Genomic DNA, 26,789 nt, shown 5'->3' with positions numbered 1-26,789 from the left:
CCTAAAAAGTGTGTCAAATCACACTGAGTCCCGACGCGCCGCAATTCCCGCCAGGCCGGCGCAGATCAGGTCCCCCACGACGATGACAATGCGCGAGGAAAGGGCGACCGCAATGGCGGAGCCGCGGTCGAGGTGAGGGGCCAGCACCGCGACCATGGCGACCTCCCGCACACCGGCGCCTGCCGGGACGACGAAGGTCATGATGCCCAGGCACCACGACAAAGCGAAGGCGCCGACGGCGAAGAGCAGGCCGCCCTGCGGGGCGACGAAGTAGAGGTGCACGCCGTAAGCGGTCCAGCCGGCCAGCGCCCAGCCGAGCGCGGTCAGCATGCCGCGCCGGGTGAGCGGCCGTTCGAGCGGCTCCCGCTTGAGCCGCCGCAGCCCGAACGCGATCAAGGCGTTGATGACCTTGGGCTCCAGCAGGACCAGCAGCAGCGGGACGATCAGCAGCAGCCAGCCGTACCTGTCCCAGCCGAGCGTGCCGAGCGTGACCAGCAGGCCGGTGGCGAGCTGGATGGGCATCATCAGGAAGAACGCCGCCGCGCTGCGCGAGCGCGGCACGCCGAGGTCGCGGCCCATCTCCATCTGGGCGAGCACGGGCCAGACGGTGCCAGGGATGTATTTGCCGAGCTGGCCCACGAAGAACACCTTGGCCGCGGGCCTGAGCGGCAGTGGCGAGCCGAGGTCGGCCAGCAGGGTACGCCACGTGAGCATGGCCCCGAGCAGCGCGGCGACCACGGCGACCAGTGACCCGGCCAGCGCGGCCCAGGACAACCTGGCGAACCCGGCGACCACGGCGTCCCACTGCGCCACCACGGCCCACCCGCCGAACCCGAGCGCGACGAGCAGGAACCCGACCCTGATGAGCCTGCGCGCGATCCGCGGCCGCGCCACGGTTTCCGGATTCACAGCGGGTTCCTGATTCACAGCGGGTTCCTGATTCACAGCGGGCGGACCCGCTCAGGCGGCTGCGGCAGCGCCGCGCCCACCGGACGCCTCGGCGTCTTGGTGGCCACCCACAGGTACGTCGGCACGACCGGCAGCAGCAACCTGAGCACCGCGCGCGGCATCCTGGCCAGCGCGGCCTTCACCACCTTGCCCGGCAGCCCGGGGAACAGCTCGCCACCGGCGAACCTGGTCGGCGTGGCGAGCACGGGAAACGTGTAGTCCCACACGTGGAAGGCCCTGAGCATCTTCCGCAGCCCGCGCCGCGTCCTGAACCGCTCGTAGTAGTGATCCGCCCGCCCGGACGCCCGGACGTACCGATCGGCGAGCGCAGGCGGCAGGTAGGACAGGAACGGCAGCTTGTAGTGCGGCTCCATCACCCCGAGCCGGTTGCCGAGCCCCAGGTAGAGCACCCCGTCGGCGGACAACACCCGGTGCATCTCGGCCACCACCGCGTCCGGGTCGACCACGTGCTCGTAAATGTGGTTGAACACCAGCACGTCGATCGAGCCGTCGGGGAACGGCAGCGCCGTGCCGTCGCCGCAGACGAACGCCACCCGATCGCCGAACCGGCCGGCCGCCTTGTGCAGCCCCGGCACGTCGATGTCGATGCCCAGTGTGTGCTTGGCCCCGGCCTGCGCCAGCTCATCGGCGATGAACCCGGCCGAGCAGCCCACGTCGGCCACGGTCAGCCCGCCGAGCGGCCCGCGGAAGTGCTCCAGCACAGCGATGATCTTCGCTGCCTTGCGCCGCCGTTTTTCCTCGTCGAGCATGGCGGACTGGAATTCCGAGTATTCGAGCTGCGCGAGCCGTTGCTTCCCCACGGAGCCCCACAGTACCCATCTCGCCGCCAACTCGCTTTGGTACGGTGGCCGACCTAGCCGCCCGGCTCGTGGTCCGCGAGTCGCAGGTCGCCGTCTTCGTCAACGAGGGCGAGATCATCGACGCGTTCGCGCCGGGCACGTACACGCTGGAGACCCGGAACCTGCCGATCCTGTCCACGCTGAAGGGCTGGAAGTACGGCTTCCACTCGCCGTTCAAGGCCGAGGTGCCGACAGATCACCAGAACTGCAAGTTCAGGGCGACCGGCCGCACAGCGCGCTCAAGATCGCCCTGGCGCTGCTCGCCGCGGTGGCGCTCGTCGGGCTTGTCGTCTGGCTTTACCAGGTGAACCGCGCGTAACCTGAGCGAATGCTCCGTCGGCTGCTGCGCATTTTCCTCGCGCTGATCGCGCTCGGATTTCTGGGGTACGGCCTGGCACGGAACTGGGAGGAGACCACCAGCGCTGTGGCGGCGATGTCGCCGTGGGCGGTGCTCGGAGCCTTCCTCGCGGTGCTGCTCGGCCAGTTCTTCATGCTGGTGGCCTGGCGGGAGATCCTGGCGGGGCTGGGCACGCGGGTGCCGCTGCGGGTCGCCGGGCGGATCATGTTCGTGGGCCAGCTGGGCAAGTACATCCCAGGTGCGGTGTGGGCGTACGCGGCGATGATGGATCTGGGCCGGGACCACGGGAGCCCGCCGCGACGCACGTTCGCCACGATCTCGCTCGGGCTGGTGATCAACATCGGGGTCGCGATCTCGATCGCGGCCGCCACGCTCTGGACGCTGGACGCCGTGCGCCAGGCCTGGTATCTGGCGCTGCTCGTCCCGGTGATCGCCGTGTGCCTGCATCCCAAGGTGCTCACGTGGGGGCTCAACCTGGCGCTGCGCATCGCGCGCAGGGAGCCGCTGGAGAGCGTGCTGCCCGGCCGGACGGTGGTCGTCGCGGTGGCGTGGACCGCGCTCGGCTGGTTCGTCTACGGCGTGCACATCTGGCTGCTCGGCGGGCGGCCGGACCTCTACATCATCGCGACCGGGGCTTACGCGTTCGCCTGGGCGACCGGCATCCTCACCGTCGTGGTGCCGGCCGGCGTGGGGATCAGGGAAGGCGCGCTGGTGCTCGTGCTCGGGCCGGTCATCGGCACCGCGCCCGCGCTGGCGGTGGCGATCGTGTCACGGCTGGCGTTCACGCTGGCGGACGCGGTGGCGGCAGGCATCTCGTTCCTGCTCGGCCGTCAGGAGCCGAGGAGCGTCCCCGCGTACGCCGACCAGAACGGCTCGGGATCGACGGCCTTGACCCCCGACCGCAACCTCTCGGGTTCTCCCGAGGCGTAGAACCGCTCGATCGCCTCCCGCAGCGCGCCGGCGTCGCCCGGCTGGACGAGCAGTCCGTCCACGCCGTCGGTGACGTGGTCGGCCAGCGCCCCCACCCGGGTGGCGATCACCGGCACGCCGTGCTCGTGGGCGAGCCAGACGTTCTGGCTGGCGGTCGCGTTCCGGTAGGGCAACACCAGCGCGTCCGCCGCGGCGAACAGCTTGGGCACCTCCTCCGCGGCAACGTAGCCCGGCCGCAGCTCCACCCGGTCACCGATGCCCAGCTCGCCGATCAGCGCCCGCGTCTCGTCGAGCCCGCCCCAGAACTCTCCCGCCACGGTCAGCGAGATCCCCTCAGGCAACGCCCTGAGCAGCAGGTCCAGCCCCTTGTACGGGCGGACGATGCCGAAGAACAACAACCGCCGGTGCACCTGCGAGGACCGTTCGGCGGTGGTGGACGGCAGGTGCGGGGGCAGCGCCGCCACGCTCACCGGCTTGCCCGTCAGCCCTCTGGCCAGCCCGGCCTGCTGCTCGGAGTGGGCCAGCACGCCATCGACCCGCTTGAGCAGGGCCTTCATGAGCGGCTCGTCGTACGGCTTCCGCTCGTGCGGCAGCACGTTATGACAGAGGGCAATTGTCCTGACTTTTCGGGAAATTCCGTACAAAATCCCCAAGTACGCGGGGACCTGGACCGGGCTCAGCACGGCCAGCACCACGAGGTCGGCCGACCGCAGCCGCCGCCCGGCCGCCACCCACCCGTCCGGCCGCCGCCAGTCGAGCCTGCGCACGGTCTTCGGATAGGGCGTGCCCTCGGGCGTGGAGATCGTCTGCTGCCCCGGGTAGAGGAACGACGGATATTGCGCCCGCCACGACTCGATCACCACGTCGTGCCCGAGCGCCGACAGCCGGTGCGCCAGCTCGGTGGTGTGCTGCGCCCCGCCTCCCTTGTACGGATAGGTCGGCCCGACGATCGCGATCCGCACGCGCCTACTCTCCCCGCGAGCGAACGATCAGGTCAGCCAGCAGCGCCACGGACCCGATGAGCATCCCGGACAGGAAGATCATGACGGTGTTGGCCGGGAAATAGAACGGGTGCTGGACCATGTCCCAGACACCCTTCACGAACCCGATGCCGACCAGCCACAACGCGGGCGGCATCAGCACCTTGAGCGGGTTGAAGTACATGATCATCCGCAGCACCTGCAGGATGTAGCGGTAGGCGTCGGACACGAAGCTGAACTTCGACTTGCCCGCCCGCTTGGCGTACTCGATGGGCAGGTAGTAGACGTCGTGCTGGTTGGACAGGAACGACAACGTGATCGTCGTCACGCACGAGAACCCGGGAGGCAACAGCCGCAGGTAAGGCCTGGCCACCGACTTCCGGAAGGCCCGCAACCCTGAGTTGAGGTCGGGGATCTTCTGACCGGCCAGCATCTCCGCGACCTTGCGGATCACGAACTTGGCGGGCACCCGCAGCAGCTTGTGCGAGCCCTCCTCGGTGGTGCGCGCGCCGACCACCTGGTCGATCGTCTTGTCCTTCTCCAGGATCTGCACCAGCTCGGGGATGCGCTCGTTGGGGTAGGTCATGTCGGCGTCGGTCCAGACGACGATCTCGCCCCTGGCCTCCTGCGAGCCGATGCGCCGCACGGTGCCGGAGCCGCCGTTGCGGTGGAAGGCGCGCACGCGCAGGTGCGGGTAGCGCGGCGCGGCCTCCTGGAGACGGGCCAGCGTCAGGTCGCTGGAGCAGTCGTCGATCGCCACGAGCTCGTAGGTGTAGCCGCTCGAGTCCATGGCCCTGGTGATGCGCTCGACTTCGTCGATGACGTGATCCTGCTCGTTGTAGCAGGGCAGGACGATGGTGACGTACGGCGCTTCTTCCACGGCAGGTCCACTCTTGGGGGTCTCAAGCGTGCTCACGGGGGTCGAGGTTACTCTGCCCACCTTAAGGTCAGCTCCACATCAGGCCGATCTCTTCATTGAGCGACTGCCATCCAAACGTCGATCCCCAGCGACCACGTCCCGTTCGGGGGGTCGAGGAGCGAGCGCTCGTCCTGGAGCGTGACCAGCGCCATCACATGATCGGCCGGCCCGTACGGCGAGACCTGGCTGCACTCGGCGGCCAGCACGACGGGGACACGGCCGGCCCCGCGCACCCGCTCGATCAGGCGGCGCACGTCGGCCTCGGGCGCGGTGTCCTCCCCGTCCAGCTTCACCTTCGCCGCCGGGCGGTCGCACATCCCGCGGACGAGCTGGGTGAACCGGTCGCCGGTGACCCGCTCCACGATCAGCACGGACGCGTCGGGCGGGAGCTTGGCGCACATCGCCGCGACGGCCGCCGCCTCTCCCCGCTCGACGGGGGTGAAGGCGGTGCCGATCGACGTCACGACCGGCGGCAGGAGCACGACCAGGACGGCGGCCACCGTCACCCACCAGCGCGTGGTGCGCAGGCGGCTCAGCGCGTACGTGGCGAGCAGGATCAGCCCCGGGATCACGATGGGCACCAGGCGGCGGGCGGCCCACGGGTGATCGGGGGTGATCTCGGGCCGGAGCAGTGTGGTGACCGTGGTCCAGCCGACGACCGCGAGCGGCAGCAGCCACTCGAAGGGGTCGCCGTCGCGCAGCAGCCTGTGGACGAGCACGGCCGCCGCGATCGTGGCCAGCACCACGACGGGGAGGCCGACATACCAGACCACCCAGTGCAGGGAGTCCTCGAAGTAGAGTCGCCGGCCGTCCACGGGCAGGCCGTTGGCCCGCTGGATCGACTGGATCATCGCGTAGGTACGCCGGTCGTCGGACGTGACCGGGGCGCGGGTCACGGTCTGGAACCACGGGCGAACGTACAGGGCGGCCATGACGAGCACCACCAGCCCCGCCCCGATCGCGGGCGCCCACGCCGGCAACCGGATCCTGGCCAGGAGCGGCGCGGCTGCCGTGCCGATCATGATGAGCAGCAGGAGCCCACCGCAGATGAACAACAGCGGCCTGACCGAGCCGGACAAGTAGTCCAAGTACGGGCGGGCCAGCAGATACCCCGCCAGCATCCCGAGCCCCGCCCCGGCCGCCAACCCGGCCAGCAGCGGCAGCCCGAGCACCCCCTGCGGCCTGGCGGAACGCGAGCTGCGCCGCATCGCGATCAGCAACCCCGCGAACGCCAGCACCGGCAGCACGTCACGCAGCCCGTCCACCCTGACCAGCACGGCCAAGCCGAACACCAGCCCCGTCAGCAGCCCGCGGCCCCAGCCCGGCCGCTCCAGCGCGTCGTGCGCCAGCGCCAGCCCGCCGAACAGCAGGATCAGCGACGGGATCTCGCTGAACGTGGTCCGCGAGGTGTAGAGGATCGGCATGCTCACCGCGAACGCCAGCGCCGCGAGCACCGCCCACCGCGCCCCGGCCAGCCTCGCCACCACGCCGGCCACCGTGAGCACGGCCAGCCCGCCCAGCACGGCCGGCATCGCGAACGGCGCGCCGAGCCAGTGGCCGAGCGCGAACAGCATCGGCGCGCCCGGCATGAACTGGGGTACCAGCCCTCCGTCCACGCCGTAGAGCCCGACACTGTCGAAGGCCAGCGAAGGATCGGCCCCGCCGAACGCCTCCGGCTGGACCCCTATGGGCAGCGCGCCGTGGCCGGCGATCCAGGCGGTGTACTGGGCGTAGACGGCCGGGTCGCGCCGCACGATCAGCTGCTCGCTGTGCATCACCGCGTTGAACACGACCGACGCCACCGCGACCGCCACCACCCCGGCGACCTGCCACGTCGTGGCCTCGGCCACCCTGCCGATCCGCCGGGCACCGGCCCAGCAGAGCAGGGCGGCCGCAGGCACGCCGAGCAGCAGCGCCGGCAGCGGCGTGAATCGGCCGAGCAGCAGCAGCGGCAGCCCCGCCAGCAGCCATCCCGTCACGGCGAGCGCTGGAGCCACCGAGAGCGCGGCCAGCACCCGGCCGGGTCGATCGAGTTCCATCGGAGAGTGAGCGTATCCAACCTCAAGCGGGAGAGCGGCGCGCCACCGCCCAGCACCGTGTCCAACCTCACGCGAGCGAGCGGCGTGCCACCGCCCAGCATCCGTGTCCAACCTCACGCGAGCGAGCGGCGTGCCACCGCCCAGCATCCGTGTCCAGCCTCACACGGGCGAGCGGCGCGCCACCGCCCCAGTGCCTCGTGTCGAACGTCACACGGGCGAGCCGCCTGCGCGGCATGCCACATGCGCGGACGGGCGGTGAATCCGGGCGGGCGGCGGCCACACGCCGTCGCACGGCCGCCGCTCGTGGCACGGCATTCGTGCGGCGGCCGGTAGCGTACGCGACGTGCCGGAGAAGCAGGAGGACGGGCGGGTGGCGCCGGAGGTTCGCGCGGCCGAGCCCGCGCGGAGCGGCCTGGGCCGGCTGCTGCGCGACGCCGCTCAGGGCCCGGTGGCCGCCGCGGCCGACGGCCGGTTGGCCGGTGTCGTGCGGCGGCACCGGTGGTTTCTCGTGGTGCTCGCCGTCGGCACGCTCCTGCGCGCCCTGGCCATGCTCGGCTACCGCCCGGCCCTGTGGTTCCCCGACTCCTACACCTACATCGTCACCGTCTTCCGGCCGCGCCCCGACCTGGTGCGTCCGGCCGGCTACTCGATGTTCCTCAAGCTGCTGGAGCCGTTCCATTCCTTCGCCGCGGTGACGGCGGCGCAGCACCTGCTCGGTCTGGCCACCGGCGTGCTGGTCTACCGGGTCGCCCGGAGGGCCCCCAGGTGGGCGGCGACGCTGGCCGCGGTCCCCGTGTTGCTCGACGCGTACCAGATCGAGCTGGAGCACCTGCTGGTCTCCGACACGTTGTTCATGTTCCTGGTCGTGTCCGCCGTGGCGCTGTGCAGCACGCGCGGGACGGGCACGGTCGCCGCCATCGGGCTGCTGCTCGCCGCCGCCACGCTGACCAGGACCGTCGGCCAGCCGCTCATCATCGTGTTCGCGGGCTGGTTCGTGCTCCGCAGGCGGATCGGGCACGCCGGAGTGCTGCTGGCGGCCGCACTGGTGCCGATCGTCGCCTACGGCGCCTGGTTCTACGCCACCTACCAGCGCGTCGGCATCGTGGGCGCGAACGGCGCCTTCCTGTACGCCCGCACGATGTCGTTCGCGGACTGCGCCAAGATGGACCCGCCGCCGGACCTGAAGGTCCTGTGCGACCCGCGCCCGCCGGAGCAACGCCCGCCGTCCCAGGAGTACATCTGGGCCAAGGACGCGCCCCTGGTGAAGCTGCCGGGCATCACGTTCACGAAGGAGACCGACGACCTGGCGGCCAGGTTCGCGACGCGGGCGATCGTCAAGCAGCCGCTCGACTACGCCGGCTCCGTCCTGACCGAGCTGGGCCGCTCCTTCCGCTGGGACCGCCCGGCTTATCCGGACCAGGAGATCTACGGCTATTACCAGTTTCCTGTGACGCCGCCCGGACCACCTGGGCGCTATCCCGCGCAGGTCGGCGCGGAGTATGCCAAGCTCTATGAGCAAGGTGCGATCGGCACGGAGATCGTCGAGCCCTACGCCGGATGGCTGAGGGCCTACCAGAGCATGGCGCGGCTGCCCGGCCCGGTGCTCCTGGGGGTCCTCCTGGTGCCACCCGTGGCGGCGATCGCCCGCAGGCGTCAGGCCAAGCGCCTCGCGGGAGTTCCGTCCTGGCCGGTGCCCTGGTCGGTGGCCGTTGTGCTGCTGATCACACCGGCCGCGGCAGCGGAGTTCGACTATCGCTACGTGTTGCCGGCCGTACCTCTGGCCTGTCTTGCCGCGGCCCTGAGCATCAGGCCTGACCTGCTAAATCAGTCAGGAAGCCAGAAAGAGTTCAGCGAATGATATTCCACCTCATGTCCGGCTCTGAGTATGCTTGCCCGCGGAAACATCACGCCCGGGTCACGGTCGTTTCCGGCAGTCGTCGCACCGGACACGCGGAACGTGACCTACTCTCGTGGCGCGATACGGCGAGGTGTCGAGCCAGGCGCCGCGGCGGAACGACCAAGCCTGCGCACAAGCGCGAGGGACGAGGCTAGGGGGCGTATGAGTGACTACAGGAGCGTGCCGGTAGCCGACCCGGTGCATGACCGCAGGACCGCCCCCACCCAGCCCGGCAGCAGAATGGCCCGCAGGGCCGCGGCTGCCGCACCGCCACCGCCCGAGGACCGGCCGCCGCACGGCCGCCGCAGCGGCGGCGGGAACGGCCAGGGCAAGATGCGGGCGCTGGCCTGGATCAGCATCGGTGTGACATCGGTCATGGTCGCCGGCTCGCTGACCGCCTACACCGTGTACCGGGACGCCGTGGGCAACATCACCCAGAAGAGCGTCAAAGAAGACATCATCAACGCGCGGCCCCCGGACACGGGTGCGCTCAACGTGCTGCTCGTCGGCTCCGACACCCGCGCGGGCGAGGGCAACGCGAAGTACGGGCAGCAGCTGGCCAGGACGGCCGATGCGGGCGGCAAGCGTACCGACACGATCATCTTGATGCACATCTCGCCCAACCGGGACAAGGCACAGCTGATCAGCTTCCCGCGCGACTCCATGGTGCAGATCCCCCGGTGCAAGAACGAGACCACCAAGCAGGAGATGCCGCCGCGCCGTGACATGATCAACTCGGCGTACAACGCCGGTGGCATCGCGTGCACGATGTCCACGATCGAGACCCTCACCGGCATCCGCATCAACCACTTCGTCGAGGTGGACTTCAGCGGCTTCAAGAACATCGTGGACGCGCTCGGCGGCATCGAGATCTGCCTGAAGTCCGGCGTCAACGACAAGGCCTCCAAACTGGTCCTGCCACCGGGCAAGAGCCTGCTCAACGGCGAGAAGGCGCTCGGCTACGTGCGCCTGCGCAAATACGGCAACGGCAGCGACATTCAGCGCATCAAGCGCCAGCAGATCTTCATCAGCAAGGTCATCGCCAAGGCCACCAGCAATGATCTGCTCACGGACGTGGGCAAGCTGCGCGATTTCATCGCGGCCGCGGGCCGCTCCGTGACCATGGACCCCGACCTGGCCAACGACACCGAGCGGCTCATCGAGATCGCGATGAGCGCCAAGCAGTTGACGGCCAGCGGCGTGAAGCTCACGACGGTGCCGTGGGCGCCGGATCCCGCCGACGAGAACCGCGTGGTCTGGACGGCCGACGCCGCCAAGCTGTTCACCGCGATCAGGACCGACACCGAGGTCGCCGCCCCGGCGCCCTCGGCCAGCGCCAGCACCAAGCCCAAGGTCGCCATCAAGCCGGAGCAGGTGAGAGTCCAGGTGCTCAACGGCACCAAGACCGTGGGCAAGGCCAAGGAGGTCGCCGACCAGCTCGTCGAGCAGGGCTTCAACGTCGTGGGCCTGGGCAACTACGACTCCCCCGACGGCACGAGCCTGGCCAAGAGCGAGATCCACTACGCCAAGTCGATCACCTCGGCCCCCGACTACGCCGACACGCTCGCCGGCGCGGTCGTGCCCAAGCCATCCCCGGCGGAGGGCAAGGTCAAGGCGACCAACCCGTCGCTGTACACCAACCCGGTCGTCACCGCGGGAGCCGCGCCCAAGGGCACTCCGGTGATCCAGCTCGTCGTGGGTGAGGACTTCGACTCGGTCAAGGTGACCAAGCTGCCCGACAGTGTGAACAACAGCACCATCACCGCGTCCAAGCAGACGAACGTCTGCACCTGACGCTCCAAGTTCCCTGTGTAACCGGGCATTCGGGGCGTCATGAAGAGACAGAAGCCGTGGAGGGGGCTACTCTGTTGCGGGTCGGCGACGCAGCGCGACACCGCATCGTAAGGTGGCATTCACGTCGTGTTGTCGTCGTGTTCCCCGGCCCCTAGCGAAGAGCGACCATCTCGTGTCTGACACCAGATTCTCTCCACCGGCCACATCCCCGCCGAGCCCGGCGGGTCGGGACGAGGGAGGTGGGCCCGCCAACACGGGCGCGCGGTGGCCGCTGCCGGAGGAGGCCTTCTGGAGCGAGCGGACCGACCCGCACGGGGTCCTGCCGGGAGACCACCCGCACGAGGCCCCGCCGGCTGACCAGACGGACGCGGCCGGGACCGCCCCCGCTCACTCGACCGGCCCACGCGACATCCTGGCCGACCCGCAGCCCACCGGGCGCCACGGCGTCCCCGCCGACCCGCAGCCCACAGGGCGCCACGGGGTCCTGCCGGGTGACCAGACGGGCCCTGGCGGGACCGAGAGCGCCCACCCACGCCGCCTCGCGCCCGGCCGGAAGGCCGATCAGCGCGGCGTCACCGCCGCGCCCCCTGAGGCGCCCACCCGGTCTCCCGGAGCGCCCGGCGTGCGGCCAGGCACCGGCGGCGAATGGGCCGCGAACGGAGAGCGTCTCGCGGGCGAGGAGCGGGCCGCGGCGCGCGGGGTCGCGGCGCGCCGGGTCGCGACGGACGAGCGGCCGGTGGCGGTGGCGGATCCGCAGGCGGAGGCCGAACCGGCCAAGCGCAAGCGTGACCCGTTCCTCGACAACGTCAAGTTCGTCCTGATCGCCCTCGTGGTCGTCGGCCACTCCTTGGTGCCGACGCTGTCCGCGGACTCCTCCAGGGCCCTCTACATCTTCATCTACACCTTCCACATGCCGCTGTTCGTGCTGATCAGCGGCTACCTGTCCAGGAACTTCTGGAACTCCAACGCCAAGACCAACAAGCTGGTCGACACGTTCCTGGTCCCGTACGTCATCGTCGAGGTCGGCTACGCCGCGCTCCGCTTCTCCCTGGGTCAGAAGTGGAGCCTGACGATCATCGACCCGGCGTGGCTCAACTGGTACCTGCTGGCGCTGCTGTTCTGGCGTCTGTCCACACCGGTGTGGAAGCGGATGAAATACCCCGTCCCGGTGGCGATCGCGATCTACCTGTTCGCCGGGTTCTCGCAGATCTCCGGCGACTTCAGCATGGACCGCTTCTTCGGTCTCCTGCCGTTCTTCGTGATCGGCCTGGTGATGCAGCCCGAGCACTTCGAGTTGCTCAACCGGCGCTGGATCAAGATCGTGTCGGCGTTCACGATCATCGGCGCGGCCGCGGTGGCGATCTACATCGCGCCCAGGGCGCCGCTCGACCCCTTCTACTTCAAGCACAGCTTCCAGGACATGGACCTGTCCTGGTACATGGGACTCGGCCTGCGCACCGGGCTGCTGGTGTGCTCGCTGGCCATGTGCTTCGCCGTGCTGGCGCTGGTGCCCAGGGGCGAGACGTGGTACTCCGACCTCGGCACCCGGACGCTCTACTGCTACCTGCTGCACGGCATCCCCGTGTTGATCGCCAAGGAGATGGGCTGGCTGGAGTTCCCGTGGCTGCACGGGCCGCTCGGAGTGCTGGCGATCAGCTCCAGTTGCTTCGCCCTGGCGATCGTGTTGTGCCTGCCGGAGACCAGGACGGTCTTCAAGTGGGTGCTCGAGCCGCGCCTGGTCTGGCTCTATCGCCGCCCCTCTGGAAGTTAAGCGACCGTTCCACCCGCATTAACGCCTTTGACCTGGTAGGCGCGGAGCATCGACACATGCGCGCATGTGTCGCCACCACCGTCCATCACCCCGAGGATGCCCGGATCATGCACAGGCAGATCCGGGCGTTGCTCGACGCGGGCCACGAGGTGACCTACGTGGCACCGTTCACCTACTTCAACGTGACACCCGCGATGGGGCTCACCGCGGTGGACGTGGCGCGCTCGGCCACGTACGGCAAGAGCCGCGCCGCGCTCAGGCGTGGCGTCAAGGGCGCGGACCTGCTGATCGTCCATGACCATCGGCTGCTGCACGCCCTGCCGTACCGGCGTCCCCCGGTCGTCTGGGACGTGCGCGAAGCGGTCACCCCCCGGCAACTGGCCCGCGCCGAGCGGCGCCACCGGGTGATCACCTCCGCGATGGTGCCCGAAGCGACCCTGGTGTCGCCCAGTCCTCCGCCTCCTGGCGACACCAGGGTCGTGCACATCGGCCGCCTGTCGGCCGAGCGCGGCGTCAACGAGCTGATCGGCCTCGCCGAACGCCTGCTGCCGCACGGTGTCCGGCTGGACCTCATGGGGGCGGCCGACCCGGAGGTGCGCCCGCTGCTGCGGGACGCGCAGCGGGTCGGCCTGCTCGACTGGTTCGGGTACGTGCCCAACCGGCACGCGCTGCGCATGGCCGAGGGCGCGCTGGCCGGCCTGTCGCTGGCCGACAGCACCGTACGCGAGGCGCCGACGAAGATCATGGACTACATGGGCCGCGGGCTGCCGGTCATCACCACGCCGCAGGGCGCCGCGCTGGTGGAGGGCGCGGGCTGCGGGCTGGTCGTGCCGCTGGACATCGACGCCGTGCTGAACGCCGTACTGGACCTGAAGGAGGACCCGGTGCGGCGGGCCAGGCTGGGCGCGCAGGGCCACGCCGAGGCGCGGCTGCACCACCACTGGCCGGACCACGCGGCGGCCTTCGTCCGGCTGGCCGAGTCGTGGGCAGGCCGACCCGCCACGCACGCTCTGGCCGTGTAGCCATGGCGAGCCGGGCCGACGGTTGATGTACTGGGAGCATGGCATCGCATCTGATCCAGGGCCGGACGGTGGACATGCCTGTCCGGGTGAGGGACGCCGAGATCTGCAGCGCCTTCTACCCGGTGCGTGCCGACGCCGCCCGGGCGGTCATCGCGTACTCCGGGCTCGACGTGGCTGAGGCGCTGCCCGGCAAGGCCGTCTGCATGTTGCTGTTCGTCGATTACCGCGACGGGGATCTCGACACCTACCACGAGTTCGGGATGGCCTTCCTGGTCCGTCCTCCGGGCTCCTCAGGGGCCAAGGGGCTCGCCGATCTCCGACAGGCGGGGATCTTCGTGCACTGGCTGCCCGTGGACCAGCGGTTCACGTTGGACGCGGGGCGCTCGATCTGGGGGTTCCCGAAAGAGCTGGCGGACATCGAGTTGCGGCTCGGCTCGCCGTACAAACGGTGCATCCTCCGCAAGGACGACAGGCTCGTGCTGGACATGCTGATCAAGCCGGGTGTGCCCGTGCCGGGCGCCGCGGCGATGACGCCGATGGACGCCTACACGCACCAGGACGGGGTCACGCGGCGCGTCCCCTGGTCCGTACGCGCCCACGGCGCCAAGATGCGGCCCAGCGGCGCGTTGATCCGGCTCGGCAACCACCCCGTCGCCAAGGAGCTGAGCGAGCTGGGGCTGCCCAAACGGGCCATGTTCACCACGACGGTCTCGCGGGCGGCGATGACGTTCGGCGCGGCCGTGGAGGTCTGAGCTAGACGATCGGGGGGCGGCCGAGCTTGACCATGCGCCAGGCCGTGCGCCAGGCCATCGGCCGCCGCTCGCCCGCCGGGCTGCGCAGACCCTCGACGAACCCGGCGAACCACGCCTTGAGCGCCGTGGCCGACCCGCGTTCGCGGATGAGGGTGAGCACCACCCAGTTGGTCAGGTAAAGCACCGCCAGCGGCCACGGCAGGTTGCGGCGGGCCAGCCAGACGCGGTTGCGGGCGTTGAGCCGGTGGAAGTTGGCGTGCCGCGTGGGCGGGACCTGCGGGTGGTACATCACCGTCTCGGCGTCGTACTCGATCCGGTAGCCCTCGCCGAGCAGCCGCCAGGCCAGGTCGGTCTCCTCGTGGGCGTAGAAGAACCGCTCAGGCAGGCCGCCCACCTGCAGGAACGCCGAGCGCCTGACCGCTGAGGCGCCGCCCAGGAACGTCGTGACCGGCGAGGAGCGCTGCGGGTCGCCCGCGCGCAGCCGCGGGACGTGCCGCCGCTGGCCGATGCCGCCGTCGGGGTCCATCACCCGGAAAGAGATCACTGCCAGGTCCGGCTCGGTGGCGAAGCGGTCACGCACGTGCGCGACGACCTTCTGGCTGGCATACCAGCCGTCGTCGTCGAGAAACAGCACGACGTCTCCCGAGCACTCCTCCACACCGCGATTACGGCCGGCGGGGATGCCCGCGTTCTGGTCCAGCCGGATCGACTTCACGACCGCGGCGGACCCCTCGGGTGGCGTGGCCGACACCTCGGGCACGTCGGCGCCATTGCCCACGATCACCACCTCGACGTCGCCGTCGATCTGGTTGAGCGCGGACTCGACCGCCCGGTTCAGCTCCGCGACCCGGTTGCCCATGGTGAGAATGACGCACGAGATCTTCAAGAGATCACCAGGCGGTCGTGGCATGCTTTCATGATCACCGAGTCTGTTTCTGGGTACGGGTGAAGCTAAGCGTATCGGAACTGGGAATGAACCCCCACCGAACGGCGGACGTCCGATCAATACGACGGACATCGCGCCTCTTCGGTTCCGACATGGCATCACGCCAGGCGCCTCGACGCGACGATGCTTACCAAATGCAGAACAACCTGTAGGCAAGCCGCTACGAAACACGCAACAAGCAGGACCCGTGTGGCGGCCAGGCCGCCGGCGAACTCGTCGATGACCGCGGCCGCCAGCGCGAGCAGAGACAACTCGATCGGCTGCATGATCCGGTGGAACTTCGTCGCCGCAAGCACCCGCCTGCCCAGTGCCAGCAGCCCGGAGCGGAACTGCACCGCCGACGCCTCGGTGGCGGCCGACAGGCCCCCCTTGGCCCGCGCCACCTCCACGAGGTCGGTCTCGGCCTTGATGAGGATGGCGCCGAGCGCGGCGGCGACGCCCAGCACGGTATACCAATCGGGCATGACGGCCGACGCCCGCCAGCCCAGCCCGACCAGCAGCGCGGCCTCGGTGAAGTAGGCCCCGACGCGGTCCAGGTAGACGCCGACCAGCGAGGTCTTCCCGGTCCAGCGGGCCAGCTCGCCGTCGGAGCAGTCCAGCAGCAGATAGACCTGCACCAGCAGGGCCGCGGCCACGACGGCCCACAGCCCTGGCAGGGCCAGCACCACACCGGCTGCGATCCCGGCCAGCGTCATCACCCAGGTGAGCTGGTTGGGCGTGACCGGCGTCTTGGTCATCAGCCAGGTGACGTAGATGGACAACCTGCGCATGTAGAGCACGCCTGCCCAGTGCTCGCCGTTCCTGCGATCCAGGTGGCCGGCGGGCTGCGCGACCCGCCGCAGCTCAGCGACCGAAGGCCCGGACATAGTCCCCCACTCGATCGCGGATCTCGTTGTCCTGCATGCGCAGGTGCTCCAGGATCGTGTAACGGCCGGGGCGGGTGGCCGGCGCCAGCGCGACGGCCTCGGCGAACTGCTCGTCACTCAGCCCGATGTCGGCGGGGACGACCGGCAGCTCGTGCTGCCGCAAACAGTCGACCACCTGCGTGACCCGGGCCTTGTCCTCCCTCAGGAAGAAGCAGAAGGCGGCACCGATCCCGGCGAGCTCTCCGTGGTTGGAGGTGCCGGGGAAAAGCTGATCCACGGCATGCATGATCTCATGGTCTCCACCACTGGCGGGCCGGGACGAGCCCGCGACCACCATGGACATGCCGGAAAGGATCAGAGACTCGGCCAGCACGGTCAGGAACGCGTCAGACTCGATGGAGTCCGTACGCCCGATGAGCGCCTCGGCGGCCGTGCGGGCCATCGAGCAGGCCAGCCCGTCGATGGGCTCGCCGCGCTCGGTGTTGCCGAGCTGCCAGTCGTCGATGGCGGACAGGTTGCTCACCACGTCACCCACGCCGGCCCTGATCAGCTGCTTCGGCGCGTTGTGCACGAAGTCGAGGTCGACCAGGATGGCCAGCGGCATCGGCACCCCGAACGTGCCCTTGCCCCCCTCGTGGACGAGGGAAGCGGTGGGCGAGCAGATGCCGTCGTGGGACAGGTTGGTGGCCACCGCGACCATCGGGATGCCGGCCAGCGAGGCGGCGTATTTGGTCGCATCGATCGTCTTGCCGCCGCCGACGCCCACCACGACCTCATAGGCGCCCTTGCGCAGGTCCGCGCCGAGCGTGACGGCCGCGTCGACCGACCCGTCGGCCACCCTGAACACCTCGGCCTCGTCCAGTTGCGGCGCGATCAGGCTCTCGATGTGGTCGCCCTGGCCTGGGCCGACGGCCACGGCGACCCGGCCGGAGGTCGCCACCCGGCTGTCGGCGAGCAGAGCGCCGAGCTCGACCACGGCGCCGCGCCTGACCTGCATGGTCAACGGCGCCGGCAACATCCTCGCGAGAAGCGGCATGCCCGCCCCCTCAGTAGCGAACGGCTATGGTGCGGGCCTTGGCCAGGTCGTCGTGGTTGTCCACCTCGACCCAGTCGACCTCGCCGATGGGCGCGGCGTGAATCGTCTCACCGCGCTCGACCATCTCCTGGTAGCCGTCCTCGTAGTAGAGCTGCGGGTCGCGCTCGAACGTGGCCTTGAGCGCATCGGCCAGCCGCTCTCCGGCGCCCGGCCTGATGAGGGTGGCTCCGATGTACTCGCCGTAGGCCTCGGCCGGGTCCATCAGCTTGGTGATGCGCCGCAGCGAGCCGTCGGGCGAGAGCGTGACCTTCATCTCCTCGTCGGCGAGCTTCTTGACGTTGTCGACGGCGAGGAGGATGTCGCTCGTCTCGGGGGCGGACAGGAGCGTCTTCTCGACCGAGACCGGGTGCACGGTGTCGCCGTTGACCAGCAGCGCGCCCTGGGAGAAGTAGTCGCGGGCGCACCACAGGGAGTAGGCGTTGTTCCACTCCTCGGCCTTGTCGTTGTGCACCAGGGTGAGCTTGACTCCGTACTTCTTCTCGAAGTCGTCCTTGCGCTCGTGCACGGCCTGAGCGGCGTACCCGACGATGATCACGATCTCGCGCAGGTCCACCTCGGCGAGGTTACGCAGCGAGATGTCCATGATCGTGGTTTCACCGTCGACCGGCACGAGCGCCTTGGGCAGCGTGTCGGTGTACGGCCGCAGGCGTCGTCCGGCCCCAGCGGCCAGCACCATTCCCAGCAACGTGCACTCCTCAGTCGAGCATGTCGAGCATGACGTACGAACGTGTAACTTTCGTTACGTACGGTGGACTGTTGTACGCAGCCCACCGTAGGCCCAAAGGTTAGTTCCCTTTGAGCCCTCCGCGGGTAATCCGGCGTTAGTCTTGCGTTCCCATATCGGCCTCTTCCACCCCGGATCGGGGTGCGGCCAGCCAGCAGGTCAGGCTCTCCCAGCCGAACAGCGCCCACAGATAGAGCGCGAGCACGGCGTAACCGAAGGTCAACGGCCCTACGAGAGCGACCAGCGAGACCGCCATCATCCGCCCGTCCCAGCCCAGCCCCAGGGTGGAGAGCCACGACGGCGCGTAGACGCGTTGCCGCAGCCGGTAGACCAGATCGTAATGGTGGAACGCCAGCGCGCCGAGCAGCAGGAAGATCAGCACCGGGTTCAGCTCGTGGGCGAATCCGACCGCCACCACGAACGTGTACTCGATGACCCGCAGGAGTGGCGGGACGAGCCAGTCGAACCTGCCGTCGTGCGGATGCGTGCTGCCCGGCCCGGCCAGCAGCAGCGTCACGGCCGGCGCGAACACCGCGAGTCCGTCCGTGCCCGCCACCCCCAGCACCAGAAGCACGCCCGTGACGAACGTGCCCGCCAGCACCGGCGGCAGCGGCGGGAGTTGGCCGGCCACGAGCAGGCCCATGGCCCGCGAGAGCGGCCCGTCGTCGCGGTAGGCCACGACCGTGCTGTTGGGTACGGGGGCCATGTGCACCGGGCTCATCGTGCCGACCTCATCATCCGTCCGGCGAGCTGGTAAAGGGCCGCGACGCCGCCCCAGCAGAGCAGGGAGAGGAACGTCACTCTGGCGTTCCAGAAGGCGGCGGTGACGGCGATCAGCGCGGTCCGCTCGCCGATGGGCAGCACGATCATCTTCTTGAGCCAGTGGCCGGCCGCCCGGCGGCCCAGGCGCTGAGCGAGGCCCAGCACGCCGGTCGCGCGACGGGCGTCGGCCGACTCCAGCAGAGAGCGGGCCGGCTTGCCCCAGCCCGCGCCGGCCCGGGCCGCGTCGGCGCGGGCCCCGCCGTAGGAGAAGTCGATGCCGTGCCGGACGGCCTGCAGGATGGTCGCGGCCACGGCCAGGTGCCAGATGCCGGGGTCGGTGGAGCCGAAAGCCAGGCCGACGTACACGGCGTACTCCTTGAACCGGTCCGCCATGCCGTCAGCCCAGGCGCCGAGCGGCGAGAACGTGCGGGTGTAGCGGGCCAGCTGACCGTCCAGGCAGTCGAGCACGAACGAGAGGTAGAACAGCAGCGCCCCGAGCAGCCGCCCACCCTGGGTGCCCGCGGAGAACCACATGGCCGCCAGCAACGCCAGGGCGACCGAGATGCCGGTGACGGCGTTGGGGGTGAGCTTGAGCTTGGCGGCCGGCTTGATCAGGTAGCGCGACCAGGTGGAGACGGCGTAGGTGGCGAAGAAGCCGTCGTCCTGCTTGACCGAGGTGTCGAGCCGGACCCTGGCCTCGTCCACGTCCGCCAGCGCCGCGACGGCGGTGTCGGCCGCGTGCTGGCCGGTCACCCGGTCGGCGTGCAGCGGCCCGATCAGGGCGGCCCGCACCGGCACGCCCGACCTGACCAGACCGACCAGCAGCAGGTCCACCGCCTCGACCGCGGTGACGGGGCCGAGCTTGCCGGTGTCGGCCAGTTCGGCCAGTTCCTCGGCGATGTCGGCCAGCGTGCCCAGATGGGACTCGCCCACCTGCAACACGCCGCGGAACGTGGCGTTCGCCTCGGGGACGATGTGGAACGAACTGCCCGCGGCGACAATCCTCCCGCCCTGGACGTGCACGGGCGGCCGCATGGGACCCGCGGTCGCGTCCTGGGAGACCAGCGCCCCGGTGGCGTGCGCGGGATGCTCCAGCAGCAACGCGAGCGCCTCGGTGTGGGCCACGAGGTCGGCGGGGAGCACGGCGACGGCGCCCGTCGAAATCCTGGCGATCTTGGCGACGCCCCTGAGGTCGGCTCCGAGTCCGCCACCGGGCGTGACCACCTGGATCTCACTCACCGGCAGCGTGGCGAGCTGACCGGTGATCCGGTCGAGCAGCGTGCCGTCCGGACAGGAGAGCCTGCCGGCCGGGGTCGTGGCGAGCAACACGACCGACGTGGTCGTGCTCTCGCGGGTCGTCAACGAGTCGGGCAAAGCGCGGGTCTCCTCCCGGCCGGGGGTGGAGCGCGTGGATTTGGGGGTGCGTAGCCAGCGTAGCGACAGGTCAGGGCAATATCACGGAACAGGAAGCGTGCCCGGCGAGAAACCTGCTCATCAGACCGTCGAGCCCGGTTTGCGGTCGTCCTCATCGGTCGTGTCGTCGCGGTATGTGGCCGTCACCCAACTGCCCGACGTCGTTGGCGCCCCAGGCCTGGAGCAGGCGACGGAGGGGTTCCCCCACGCCCAGAACGTCCGGCTGAACAGGGGCTTTCCATTACGCTGCCGGTATGGATTCAAGGTCGGTTGGCGTGCTTTTGGCGGGCGGTGTGGGGCAGCGGGTGGGTCTGGCCACTCCCAAGCAACTCGCCGAGATCGCCGGAAAGACGATCATCGAGCACTCGATCGCCGTGTTCGAGGACGCGCCGGAGATCGACGAGATCGTGGTGCTGATGACGCCGGGCTACACCGACCGGATCCGCGAGATCGTGGACAAGGGCGGCTACCGCAAGGTCACCAAGATCGTGGAGGGCGGCGCGAGCCGCACCGAGAGCACGTGGCGGGCCCTGCAGGCACTCGGGACGGAGGAGTGCGACGTGCTGCTGCACGACGCCGTACGCCCGCTCGTGGAGCCCCGGATCATCACCGAGTGTGTCCAGGCCCTGCGCACGCACCACGCCGTCAACGTGGCGATCCCGAGCTCCGACACGGTCCTGGTGGCCGTGCCCGGAGCGGACGGCGAGGTCATCGGCGAGGTGCTGGACAGGTCGCGGCTGCGGCGCAGCCAGACGCCGCAGTGCTTCAAGCTGTCGGTGATCAGGGAGGCGTACGAGCGGGCGTTCGCCGACCCCGATTTCGACAGCCGCCCGGCCACCGACGACTGCGGTGTGGTCCTGCGTTACCTGCCCGAGGTGCCCATCCACCTGGTGCCGGGCAGCGAGCACAACATCAAGATCACCCACCCCGCCGACCTGCGGATCGCCGAGTTGCTCTTCCGGCTGGCGGCCGAGGGGCCAACGGCATAAGGGTCAAAGTACGTGAATACCGCCGCGTTGCAGACGTTGGCCTGACCCGCCGCCTGTTACCGTGCGATCGCATGAGGAAACTCATCGTGATCGCGGCGCTGCTCGTCTGCTACCCCGTGCTGCTGGTGTCGGCGCTCTGGCCGGCACCGCTGCTGTTCGGGGCGGTGGCCGCGCTCTCCTACGCCGCCGAGTACGCCGCGCCGCGCGTCTCCAGGCGACTGACCGACGTGTTCGGCAAGGTGCACCTGGGGATGACGCTGCGGTTCACGGTCAGGCAGACGGCGGCGTTGCTGCTGGTGGCGCGGACGGCGGGTCCGGATTCGCCGTGGTTCGTGGCGCTGGCGGCTGGGATGTTCGGGATTCACGGGGTGCGGGCCGTGCACACCGGGCTGGCCCTGCGGCTCCGCTCGATCCTCAGCAGGATGCCGGTCACCACCCGCAACCTGGACGTGTCGGCTCTGCGCATCCCGAAGATGCCGCCTGGCTGGCTGGGTGACGCCCGCAGCGTACGTTTCCTCTATCTGGACGCGCTGCCCGTGCTCGGGGCCGCGGCCGGCGCGCTCACGGCGGCCTGCGGCGCGGCCCTGGCGCTCGTGTCCGGCGCCGTCGGCGCGCTGGCCCTCTTCCCGTACGTGCGGCGGGCCCTGCCGCTCACCGACAAGGAACGGGTCATCCAGGTCGTGAGCGATCAGGTCAGGGCCTACAGCCCGGAGGTCATCCTGTACTTCTCCGGCGCCACAGCGGCCGCCTACCAGGCGCGGATGTGGCTCCCCACGCTGGAGCGCCTCGACCGGCGGGCCATCGTCGTGCTGCGCGAGCGAGGCATGGCGGCTCACCTGGAGCCCTCGACGCTGCCGATGGTCTGCATCCCGTCCTCGGGCGACCTGATGAGCTTCCACGCGCTCTTCAGCGCCAAGTTGTGCCTGTACGTCTCCAACGTCGGCAGGAACGTCCACATGCTGCGCATCCCCACGCTGCGCAGCGCGTTCCTCAACCACGGGGACAGCGACAAGGAGGCGTCGTTCAACCCGTTCTCCCGGGTGTACGACGAGGTGTGGGTGGCCGGGCCCGCGGGACGCGACCGCTACCGGCGGGCCAAGGTGGGCGTCAGGGACGAGGACATCCACGAGGTCGGCCGGCCGCAACTGGAGGGCATCTCGACGGAAGGGCCCGGGCTGCCGTACCGGACCGTCCTGTACGCCCCCACCTGGGAAGGCTGGAACGACGACCTGTTCCACACGTCGCTGATGACCATGGGGCCGCGCATCGTGCGGGCGCTGCTGGAGCACGACCCGCCGCTCCGCGTCATCTACAAGCCGCACCCGCTCACCGGATTCCGGGACAAGCGCGCCCTGCGTGCGCACCGGAAGATCGTCGCCATGATCGAGGCGGCCGAGCTCTCCGAGTCGAAGGCCAGGCACCCCTCCCGCGCGGCCGGGTCGCCGCCGCGGATCGCGCACATGATCGTCACGGGCCCGGAGCCGCACCTGTACGACTGCTTCAACGAGTGCGACCTGCTGATCAGCGACATCTCCAGCGTCGTGGCCGACTTCCTGGCCAGCGAGAAGCCGTACGCCGTGACGAATGTCGCCGGCCTGCCCGAACGCGCCTTTCATGAGCGTTATCCGAGCGCCGAGGCAGGCGTGCTGCTGGGCAAGGACCTGGCCGGGCTCGCGGAGTTCCTCGACGGGGAGGACACGCTGGCCCGAGCCAGGATCAAGCTCAGGAGCTATCTGTTCGGGCCGGAGTATCCCGACGCGCTGGCCCGCTTCAACGCGGCGGTCGAGCGGGTCATGACTTCGGCGGGCGGGCCAGCTTCTTCGGGCTCGTGAGGAAGCCCCACCCCCATGAGCAGTGCATGGTGGCGTACACGATCGGCAGCCGCAGCCGTGCCGCCAGGGACAACCCGCTGCCGGTCACCACAGAGCCGGCCACGATGGCGAGTGCGTAGCCGCCGGGGATGACCAGGCCGAGCGGGAAGAACGGCGAGACGATCAGGCCCAGCAGCATGGCCAGCACCGCGGCGGGCGGCGCCAGGTAGCGCAGGTTGATCGTGCCCTCGTGGGTGCGCGCGACCACGCGCCGCCAGCGGCCGTAGTGGAAGTATTGCTTGGCCAGCGCCTTGACGTTGGGCCGCGGCCGGTAGGTGACCCGCATGCGCGGCTGGAACCAGACCAGGCCGCCGGTCTGGCGGATGCGGTGGTTCATCTCCCAGTCCTGGGCCCGCTGGAAGTGCTCGTCGTAGCCGCCCACCCGGTCGAGCGCCGAGCGGCGGAAGACGCCGAGGTAGACGGTGTCGGCGGGGCCTGCCGTGCCGCCCACGTGGAACGCGGCCGCGCCCACGCCGATCTTGGAGGTCATGGCACAGGCCACGGCCTGCTCGAAGGGTGTGACGCCCTCGGCCGCCATGATCCCGCCCACGTTGTCGGCGCCGGTCTCCGCCAGCGTCTCGACCGCGATGCGCAGGTAGTCGGGCGGCAACATGGCGTGCCCGTCCACCCTGGCGATGATGCCGTTGCGGGAGGCGCCGATCGCGGCGTTGAGCGCGTTGGGGGTGCGGCCCGTCGGGTTGGGCACCACGGTCACCCGGGGATCGGCCGCCGCGATGGCCTCGGCGACCTCCTGGGTGCGATCTCGGGACGGCCCCACGGCGAGGACGACCTCGATGGCGCCGGGATATCTCTGGGCGAGGACCTGGTCGACGGCCTCGCGGAGGTGCCGCTCCTCGTTGAGGACCGGCATGACGACGGAAATGGGGGGCCAGGCGCGCGTTTCCGCGGGGGCCTGCGGCGAGTCGGGGAACTGCTTCATGGCGGGGCTCACGCTACTGTACCGGCAGGGGAGGAGGGCAATCGAAAGCTCGATCCTCCGTGCGACATGAGGGGGACGGCATGCGCGGCTCGGGCGAGGAGGACGCCGGAGTTCTCGTGGGCGGCGACGCCTACGGCGGCGTCAGGCTCCCTCCCGGTCGTCCGCGCCGGCCGTTCAAGAGGAGCGCCAAGGCGCGCCGGCGCAATGTGATCGTGGCCGGGTTCCTGTCTGCCTGCGTGCTCGTGACCACGGGCGTGGTGTGGGCGACCCCGCGCCAGATCGGCACCGTGGACGCCGGCGTGACCGCGCCCACCCGCGGCGCCGAGAACATCCTGCTGGTCGGCGTGGACAAGCGCGACGATCTCACCCGCCAGCAGCAAAACCGGCTCAAGCTGGGTCGCGAGGCGGGGCAGCGCACCGACACCATGATGGTGATCCACCTGTCCGAGGACCACCGCCGGGTCACCGTGGTGAGCCTGCCGCGCGACACCTGGACGACGGTCCCCGGCAAGGGCGAACACAAGATCAACTCCGCGTACCAGTTCGGCGGGCCAAAGCTCGCCAAGCAGACCGTCGAGGCCGCCACCGGGCTGCAGATCAACCGCTACATCGAGGTCAACATCCTCGGCTTCATCGACGTGGTCGACTCGCTCGGCGGGGTCACGGTGTGCACGCCGGTGCCGATCAACGACCCCAAGACCGGGCTCAACCTGCAGGCGGGCACCCATCAGCTGGACGGCGTGCGGGCGCTCGGCTACGCCCGCACGCGGGCCACCGCCCGCTCCGACCTCGACCGCATCGACCGGCAGCAGCAGGTGATCTCGGCCCTGCTGAACCGGGCGCTGAGCGCCGACACGCTGGCCAACCCCGGCAAGCTGGCGTCGTTCGTCAACTCGACGCTCAGCACGGTGAAGGTGGACCCGGACGACGGGCTGCTGGGGCTGGCCACACAGCTCAGGGACGTGTCACTGGAGGACGTGAAGTTCGCCGAGGTGCCGCTGGCGAACGTCGACTTCAAGGCGCCCACGGGCGAGTCGGCGGTGTTGTGGGACAAGCAGGCGGCTCGCGACATGTTCGCCAAGATCAACGCCGACCAGGACCTGACCAAGCCCACGCCCACGGTCTCCCCGTCCCCGTCTGCCAAGCCGTCGGCGATCGCGCCGGGGAGCATCACGCTCAAGGTCAAGAACGGCACGCTCATCACCGGGTTGGGGGCCCGTACGAAGGCGGGGCTGGTCGCGTACGGCTTCAAGGTCCCGGGAGAGCCCGGCAACACCTCGAAGAAGGACTACAAGAAGACCGTCGTCCGGTACGCCGCGGGCCAGGAGGGCGCCGCCCGCGTGGTGGCCGCCGCCATTCCTGGGGCAGACCTGAAAAAGGCCGACGTCGACGGCATCGAGGTCATTGTCGGGAGCGACCAGCCGAAAATCCAGAAACAGAAGGCAACAACCGCCCCAACTAGCAAGCCGAGTGTTACACCAACGACCAAAACGGCAATGCAGAACATATGTAAGAAATAGACATATCTTTCTGCGACTCGGGCAGGTGAGGCCCATGGTGGTCAGGTGTTGGCGGGAGGACCCCTGTACGGTTCTGCACGTCGTAGGCGACCTCGATGTGGCGGGGGCTCCACGGTTGCGGGCCGAGTTGGAGCAGGCGATCGCCGAGGCGGACCCTCCCAACCTGGTCGTCGACCTGACCGAGGTGCCGTTCTGTGACTCCGTGGGCCTGGGCGTGCTGGTGGCCACGCTCAATCGCATCCACCACATACGCGGCCGCATGATCCTGGTGCTGGCGCCCGGGATGATCCGCCACCTGCTGATGATCACTAACCTCGACAGGCATTTCGAGACGAGCGAGTCGATCGGCGAGGCCCGCATGGCGCTCGGCAGCGCCGCCTGACAGCTTGCCCACGCTCCCCCATGCTTTCCTTCGTGCTGGATACTCGGAGATCCGCCGGGTGTTCCGCTATGACTGGAGGCAACCATGAGGCTTGGCGTGATGTTCGACAGGGACCTGCCGCCCGAGCAGCTCATCCCGTTCGCCAAGGCGCTGGACGAGACGTCCGTCGACGATCTGTGGGTGGTGGAGGACCTGGGCTGGACCGGCGGCATCTCCTCGGCAGCCACCGCCCTGGCCGTCACCTCGCGCCTGCGCGTCGGCATCGGCATCGCCCCCGCTCCCCTGCGTAACCCGATGTTGCTGGCGATGGAGCTGGCCAATCTGGCGCGCGTGCATCCCGGCCGGCTGGCGGCGGGGATCGGGCACGGCGTACAGGACTGGATGCGCCAGGTCGGCGCCGCCCCGCCGTCGCCCCTCGCCCTGCTGGAGGAGACGGTCACAGCGGTACGCGCGTTGCTGCGCGGCGAGACCGTCACCCTGCACGGCAAGTCCGTGCACCTGGACGGAGTGTCGCTGGTGCATCCGCCCGCTGTGGCGCCGCCCGTGCTGACCGGGGTGAAGAGCCCGCGCTCGCTGGCGCTGTCGGGGCGCGTGGCGCAGGGGACGATCGTGCCCGAGGGCATCGGGCCCGCACAGTTGCCCGGGATCCTGGAGCAGATCGGGGCGGCGGACGGTGACGATCATGAACTGGTGGTCTTCACGTTCCTGAACACCGGGACGGAGGCTGCGGAGGCCGCCAAGCCCACGGTGGAGGGGCAGGCGGCGTTCCTCGGGATCGCCCCGGAGGATGTGGCGATGGCGGACGGGTCGCCGGAGGAGGCGGCGGCGCAGGTCAAGAGCCTGTGGGCGGCTGGGGCCGACACGGTGGCGGTCCGGCCGCTCGGCTCGGACCCGCTCCGCCACGTCACGGCCCTGCTGTCGGCCCTCTGACACCCACCGCACGCCCCGCTCCCACCCGTGGGGGCGGGGCTTCCGCTTCGGCCCGCAGAGTGCGCCCCACAGGCCGGACT

At 69.9% G+C, this 26,789-nt stretch carries 24 protein-coding genes; 12 read left to right on the top strand and 12 right to left on the bottom strand.

Annotated features, from left to right (window positions below):
* Window positions 1–18 precede the first annotated feature (18 nt).
* Together EDD27_RS50775 and EDD27_RS50770 are read right to left on the bottom strand one after the other, a co-directional pair.
* On the bottom strand, window positions 19–909 hold the full coding sequence (locus tag EDD27_RS50775; RefSeq protein WP_241564689.1) for a lysylphosphatidylglycerol synthase domain-containing protein: 891 nt from the start codon (window positions 907–909) through the stop codon (window positions 19–21).
* Window positions 910–941: 32 nt separating this feature from the next.
* A complete protein-coding gene (locus EDD27_RS50770; protein WP_127939867.1) occupies window positions 942–1,769 on the bottom strand; it encodes a class I SAM-dependent methyltransferase in 828 nt (275 codons plus the stop codon).
* Window positions 1,770–1,813: 44 nt separating this feature from the next.
* Between EDD27_RS50770 and EDD27_RS59225 the strand changes: the two genes are divergently transcribed.
* Both EDD27_RS59225 and EDD27_RS50760 read left to right on the top strand, forming a co-directional pair.
* Window positions 1,814–2,116 (top strand): SPFH domain-containing protein, encoded by a 303-nt coding sequence (locus tag EDD27_RS59225; RefSeq protein ID WP_241564688.1) that lies wholly within the window; start codon window positions 1,814–1,816, stop codon window positions 2,114–2,116.
* A gap of 20 nt (window positions 2,117–2,136) precedes the next feature.
* Window positions 2,137–3,096: a lysylphosphatidylglycerol synthase transmembrane domain-containing protein gene (locus EDD27_RS50760; RefSeq protein ID WP_127939866.1), complete on the top strand. Its 960-nt coding sequence runs from the start codon at window positions 2,137–2,139 to the stop codon at window positions 3,094–3,096.
* Here EDD27_RS50760 and EDD27_RS50755 read toward each other — a convergent pair.
* The 3 genes from EDD27_RS50755 to EDD27_RS50745 are packed head-to-tail and all read right to left on the bottom strand — an operon-like array spanning window position 2,997 to window position 7,034.
* The gene (locus EDD27_RS50755) at window positions 2,997–4,058 is read right to left on the bottom strand and encodes a glycosyltransferase family 4 protein (RefSeq protein ID WP_127939865.1); all 1,062 of its coding nucleotides are present in this window, start codon (window positions 4,056–4,058) and stop codon (window positions 2,997–2,999) included. The genes EDD27_RS50760 and EDD27_RS50755 overlap by 100 nt on opposite strands.
* 4 nt (window positions 4,059–4,062) lie before the next feature.
* On the bottom strand, window positions 4,063–4,992 hold the full coding sequence (locus EDD27_RS50750) for a glycosyltransferase family 2 protein (protein WP_127939864.1): 930 nt from the start codon (window positions 4,990–4,992) through the stop codon (window positions 4,063–4,065).
* Between the two features lie 56 nt (window positions 4,993–5,048).
* Window positions 5,049–7,034, bottom strand: coding sequence for a glycosyltransferase family 39 protein (locus EDD27_RS50745; RefSeq protein ID WP_127939863.1), 1,986 nt, complete (start codon window positions 7,032–7,034; stop codon window positions 5,049–5,051).
* Between the two features lie 343 nt (window positions 7,035–7,377).
* Between EDD27_RS50745 and EDD27_RS50740 the strand changes: the two genes are divergently transcribed.
* From EDD27_RS50740 to EDD27_RS50720, 5 genes are all read left to right on the top strand, one after another.
* Window positions 7,378–8,892 carry a hypothetical protein gene (locus tag EDD27_RS50740; RefSeq protein WP_241564687.1) on the top strand — a complete coding sequence of 505 codons (1,515 nt, stop codon included), beginning with the start codon at window positions 7,378–7,380 and terminating at the stop codon, window positions 8,890–8,892.
* Window positions 8,893–9,093: 201 nt separating this feature from the next.
* Window positions 9,094–10,725: an LCP family protein gene (locus EDD27_RS50735; protein WP_127939862.1), complete on the top strand. Its 1,632-nt coding sequence runs from the start codon at window positions 9,094–9,096 to the stop codon at window positions 10,723–10,725.
* A 172-nt stretch (window positions 10,726–10,897) separates the two neighbouring features.
* Window positions 10,898–12,496, top strand: coding sequence for an acyltransferase family protein (locus EDD27_RS50730; RefSeq protein ID WP_127939861.1), 1,599 nt, complete (start codon window positions 10,898–10,900; stop codon window positions 12,494–12,496).
* A gap of 56 nt (window positions 12,497–12,552) precedes the next feature.
* The gene (locus tag EDD27_RS50725; RefSeq protein ID WP_127939860.1) at window positions 12,553–13,518 is read left to right on the top strand and encodes a glycosyltransferase; all 966 of its coding nucleotides are present in this window, start codon (window positions 12,553–12,555) and stop codon (window positions 13,516–13,518) included.
* Between the two features lie 38 nt (window positions 13,519–13,556).
* Window positions 13,557–14,270 (top strand): acetoacetate decarboxylase family protein, encoded by a 714-nt coding sequence (locus EDD27_RS50720; RefSeq protein WP_127939859.1) that lies wholly within the window; start codon window positions 13,557–13,559, stop codon window positions 14,268–14,270.
* A gap of 1 nt (window position 14,271) precedes the next feature.
* Here EDD27_RS50720 and EDD27_RS50715 read toward each other — a convergent pair whose 3' ends face one another.
* From EDD27_RS50715 to EDD27_RS58195, 6 genes are all read right to left on the bottom strand, one after another.
* Entirely contained in the window at window positions 14,272–15,180 is a 909-nt protein-coding gene (locus EDD27_RS50715; protein WP_241564686.1) for a glycosyltransferase family 2 protein, read from the bottom strand.
* A 134-nt stretch (window positions 15,181–15,314) separates the two neighbouring features.
* On the bottom strand, window positions 15,315–16,082 hold the full coding sequence (locus EDD27_RS50710) for a CDP-alcohol phosphatidyltransferase family protein (protein ID WP_127939858.1): 768 nt from the start codon (window positions 16,080–16,082) through the stop codon (window positions 15,315–15,317).
* Window positions 16,060–17,100 (bottom strand): iron-containing alcohol dehydrogenase family protein, encoded by a 1,041-nt coding sequence (locus EDD27_RS50705; RefSeq protein WP_164904275.1) that lies wholly within the window; start codon window positions 17,098–17,100, stop codon window positions 16,060–16,062. Before EDD27_RS50705 ends, EDD27_RS50710 begins: the two co-directional genes overlap by 23 nt.
* Window positions 17,101–17,128: 28 nt before the next feature.
* Complete coding sequence (locus EDD27_RS50700; RefSeq protein WP_127939856.1) at window positions 17,129–17,863, bottom strand: phosphocholine cytidylyltransferase family protein; 735 nt, start codon at window positions 17,861–17,863, stop codon at window positions 17,129–17,131.
* A gap of 136 nt (window positions 17,864–17,999) precedes the next feature.
* Window positions 18,000–18,623 carry a DUF5941 domain-containing protein gene (locus tag EDD27_RS58200; protein WP_127939855.1) on the bottom strand — a complete coding sequence of 208 codons (624 nt, stop codon included), beginning with the start codon at window positions 18,621–18,623 and terminating at the stop codon, window positions 18,000–18,002.
* Window positions 18,620–20,038 carry a CDP-alcohol phosphatidyltransferase family protein gene (locus EDD27_RS58195; RefSeq protein ID WP_127939854.1) on the bottom strand — a complete coding sequence of 473 codons (1,419 nt, stop codon included), beginning with the start codon at window positions 20,036–20,038 and terminating at the stop codon, window positions 18,620–18,622. Before EDD27_RS58195 ends, EDD27_RS58200 begins: the two co-directional genes overlap by 4 nt.
* 293 nt (window positions 20,039–20,331) lie before the next feature.
* Here EDD27_RS58195 and EDD27_RS50685 point away from each other — a divergent pair, with 293 nt between their 5' ends.
* Window positions 20,332–21,066, top strand: a complete 735-nt coding sequence (locus EDD27_RS50685; RefSeq protein ID WP_206642018.1) for an IspD/TarI family cytidylyltransferase — start codon at window positions 20,332–20,334, stop codon at window positions 21,064–21,066.
* A 71-nt stretch (window positions 21,067–21,137) separates the two neighbouring features.
* Window positions 21,138–22,898 (top strand): CDP-glycerol glycerophosphotransferase family protein, encoded by a 1,761-nt coding sequence (locus tag EDD27_RS50680; protein WP_241564685.1) that lies wholly within the window; start codon window positions 21,138–21,140, stop codon window positions 22,896–22,898.
* Here the strand turns inward: EDD27_RS50680 and EDD27_RS50675 are convergent.
* A complete protein-coding gene (locus EDD27_RS50675; RefSeq protein ID WP_127941487.1) occupies window positions 22,858–23,877 on the bottom strand; it encodes a glycosyltransferase family 2 protein in 1,020 nt (339 codons plus the stop codon). The two genes, EDD27_RS50680 and EDD27_RS50675, sit on opposite strands and share 41 nt — an antisense overlap.
* A gap of 59 nt (window positions 23,878–23,936) precedes the next feature.
* Between EDD27_RS50675 and EDD27_RS50670 the strand changes: the two genes are divergently transcribed.
* The 3 genes from EDD27_RS50670 (at window position 23,937) to EDD27_RS50660 (ending at window position 26,709) form a co-directional block, all read left to right on the top strand.
* Window positions 23,937–25,397, top strand: a complete 1,461-nt coding sequence (locus EDD27_RS50670) for an LCP family protein (RefSeq protein ID WP_241564684.1) — start codon at window positions 23,937–23,939, stop codon at window positions 25,395–25,397.
* 34 nt (window positions 25,398–25,431) lie between these two features.
* Window positions 25,432–25,779, top strand: a complete 348-nt coding sequence (locus EDD27_RS50665) for an STAS domain-containing protein (protein ID WP_127939853.1) — start codon at window positions 25,432–25,434, stop codon at window positions 25,777–25,779.
* An 84-nt stretch (window positions 25,780–25,863) separates the two neighbouring features.
* Complete coding sequence (locus EDD27_RS50660; RefSeq protein ID WP_277750816.1) at window positions 25,864–26,709, top strand: LLM class flavin-dependent oxidoreductase; 846 nt, start codon at window positions 25,864–25,866, stop codon at window positions 26,707–26,709.
* The last annotated feature ends 80 nt before the right edge of the window (window positions 26,710–26,789 follow it).

Source organism: Nonomuraea polychroma, assembly GCF_004011505.1.
Lineage (GTDB): Bacteria > Actinomycetota > Actinomycetes > Streptosporangiales > Streptosporangiaceae > Nonomuraea > Nonomuraea polychroma.
Note: the sequence above shows the minus strand (reverse complement) of the source record. Positions and strands in the feature narration are given on the sequence as shown.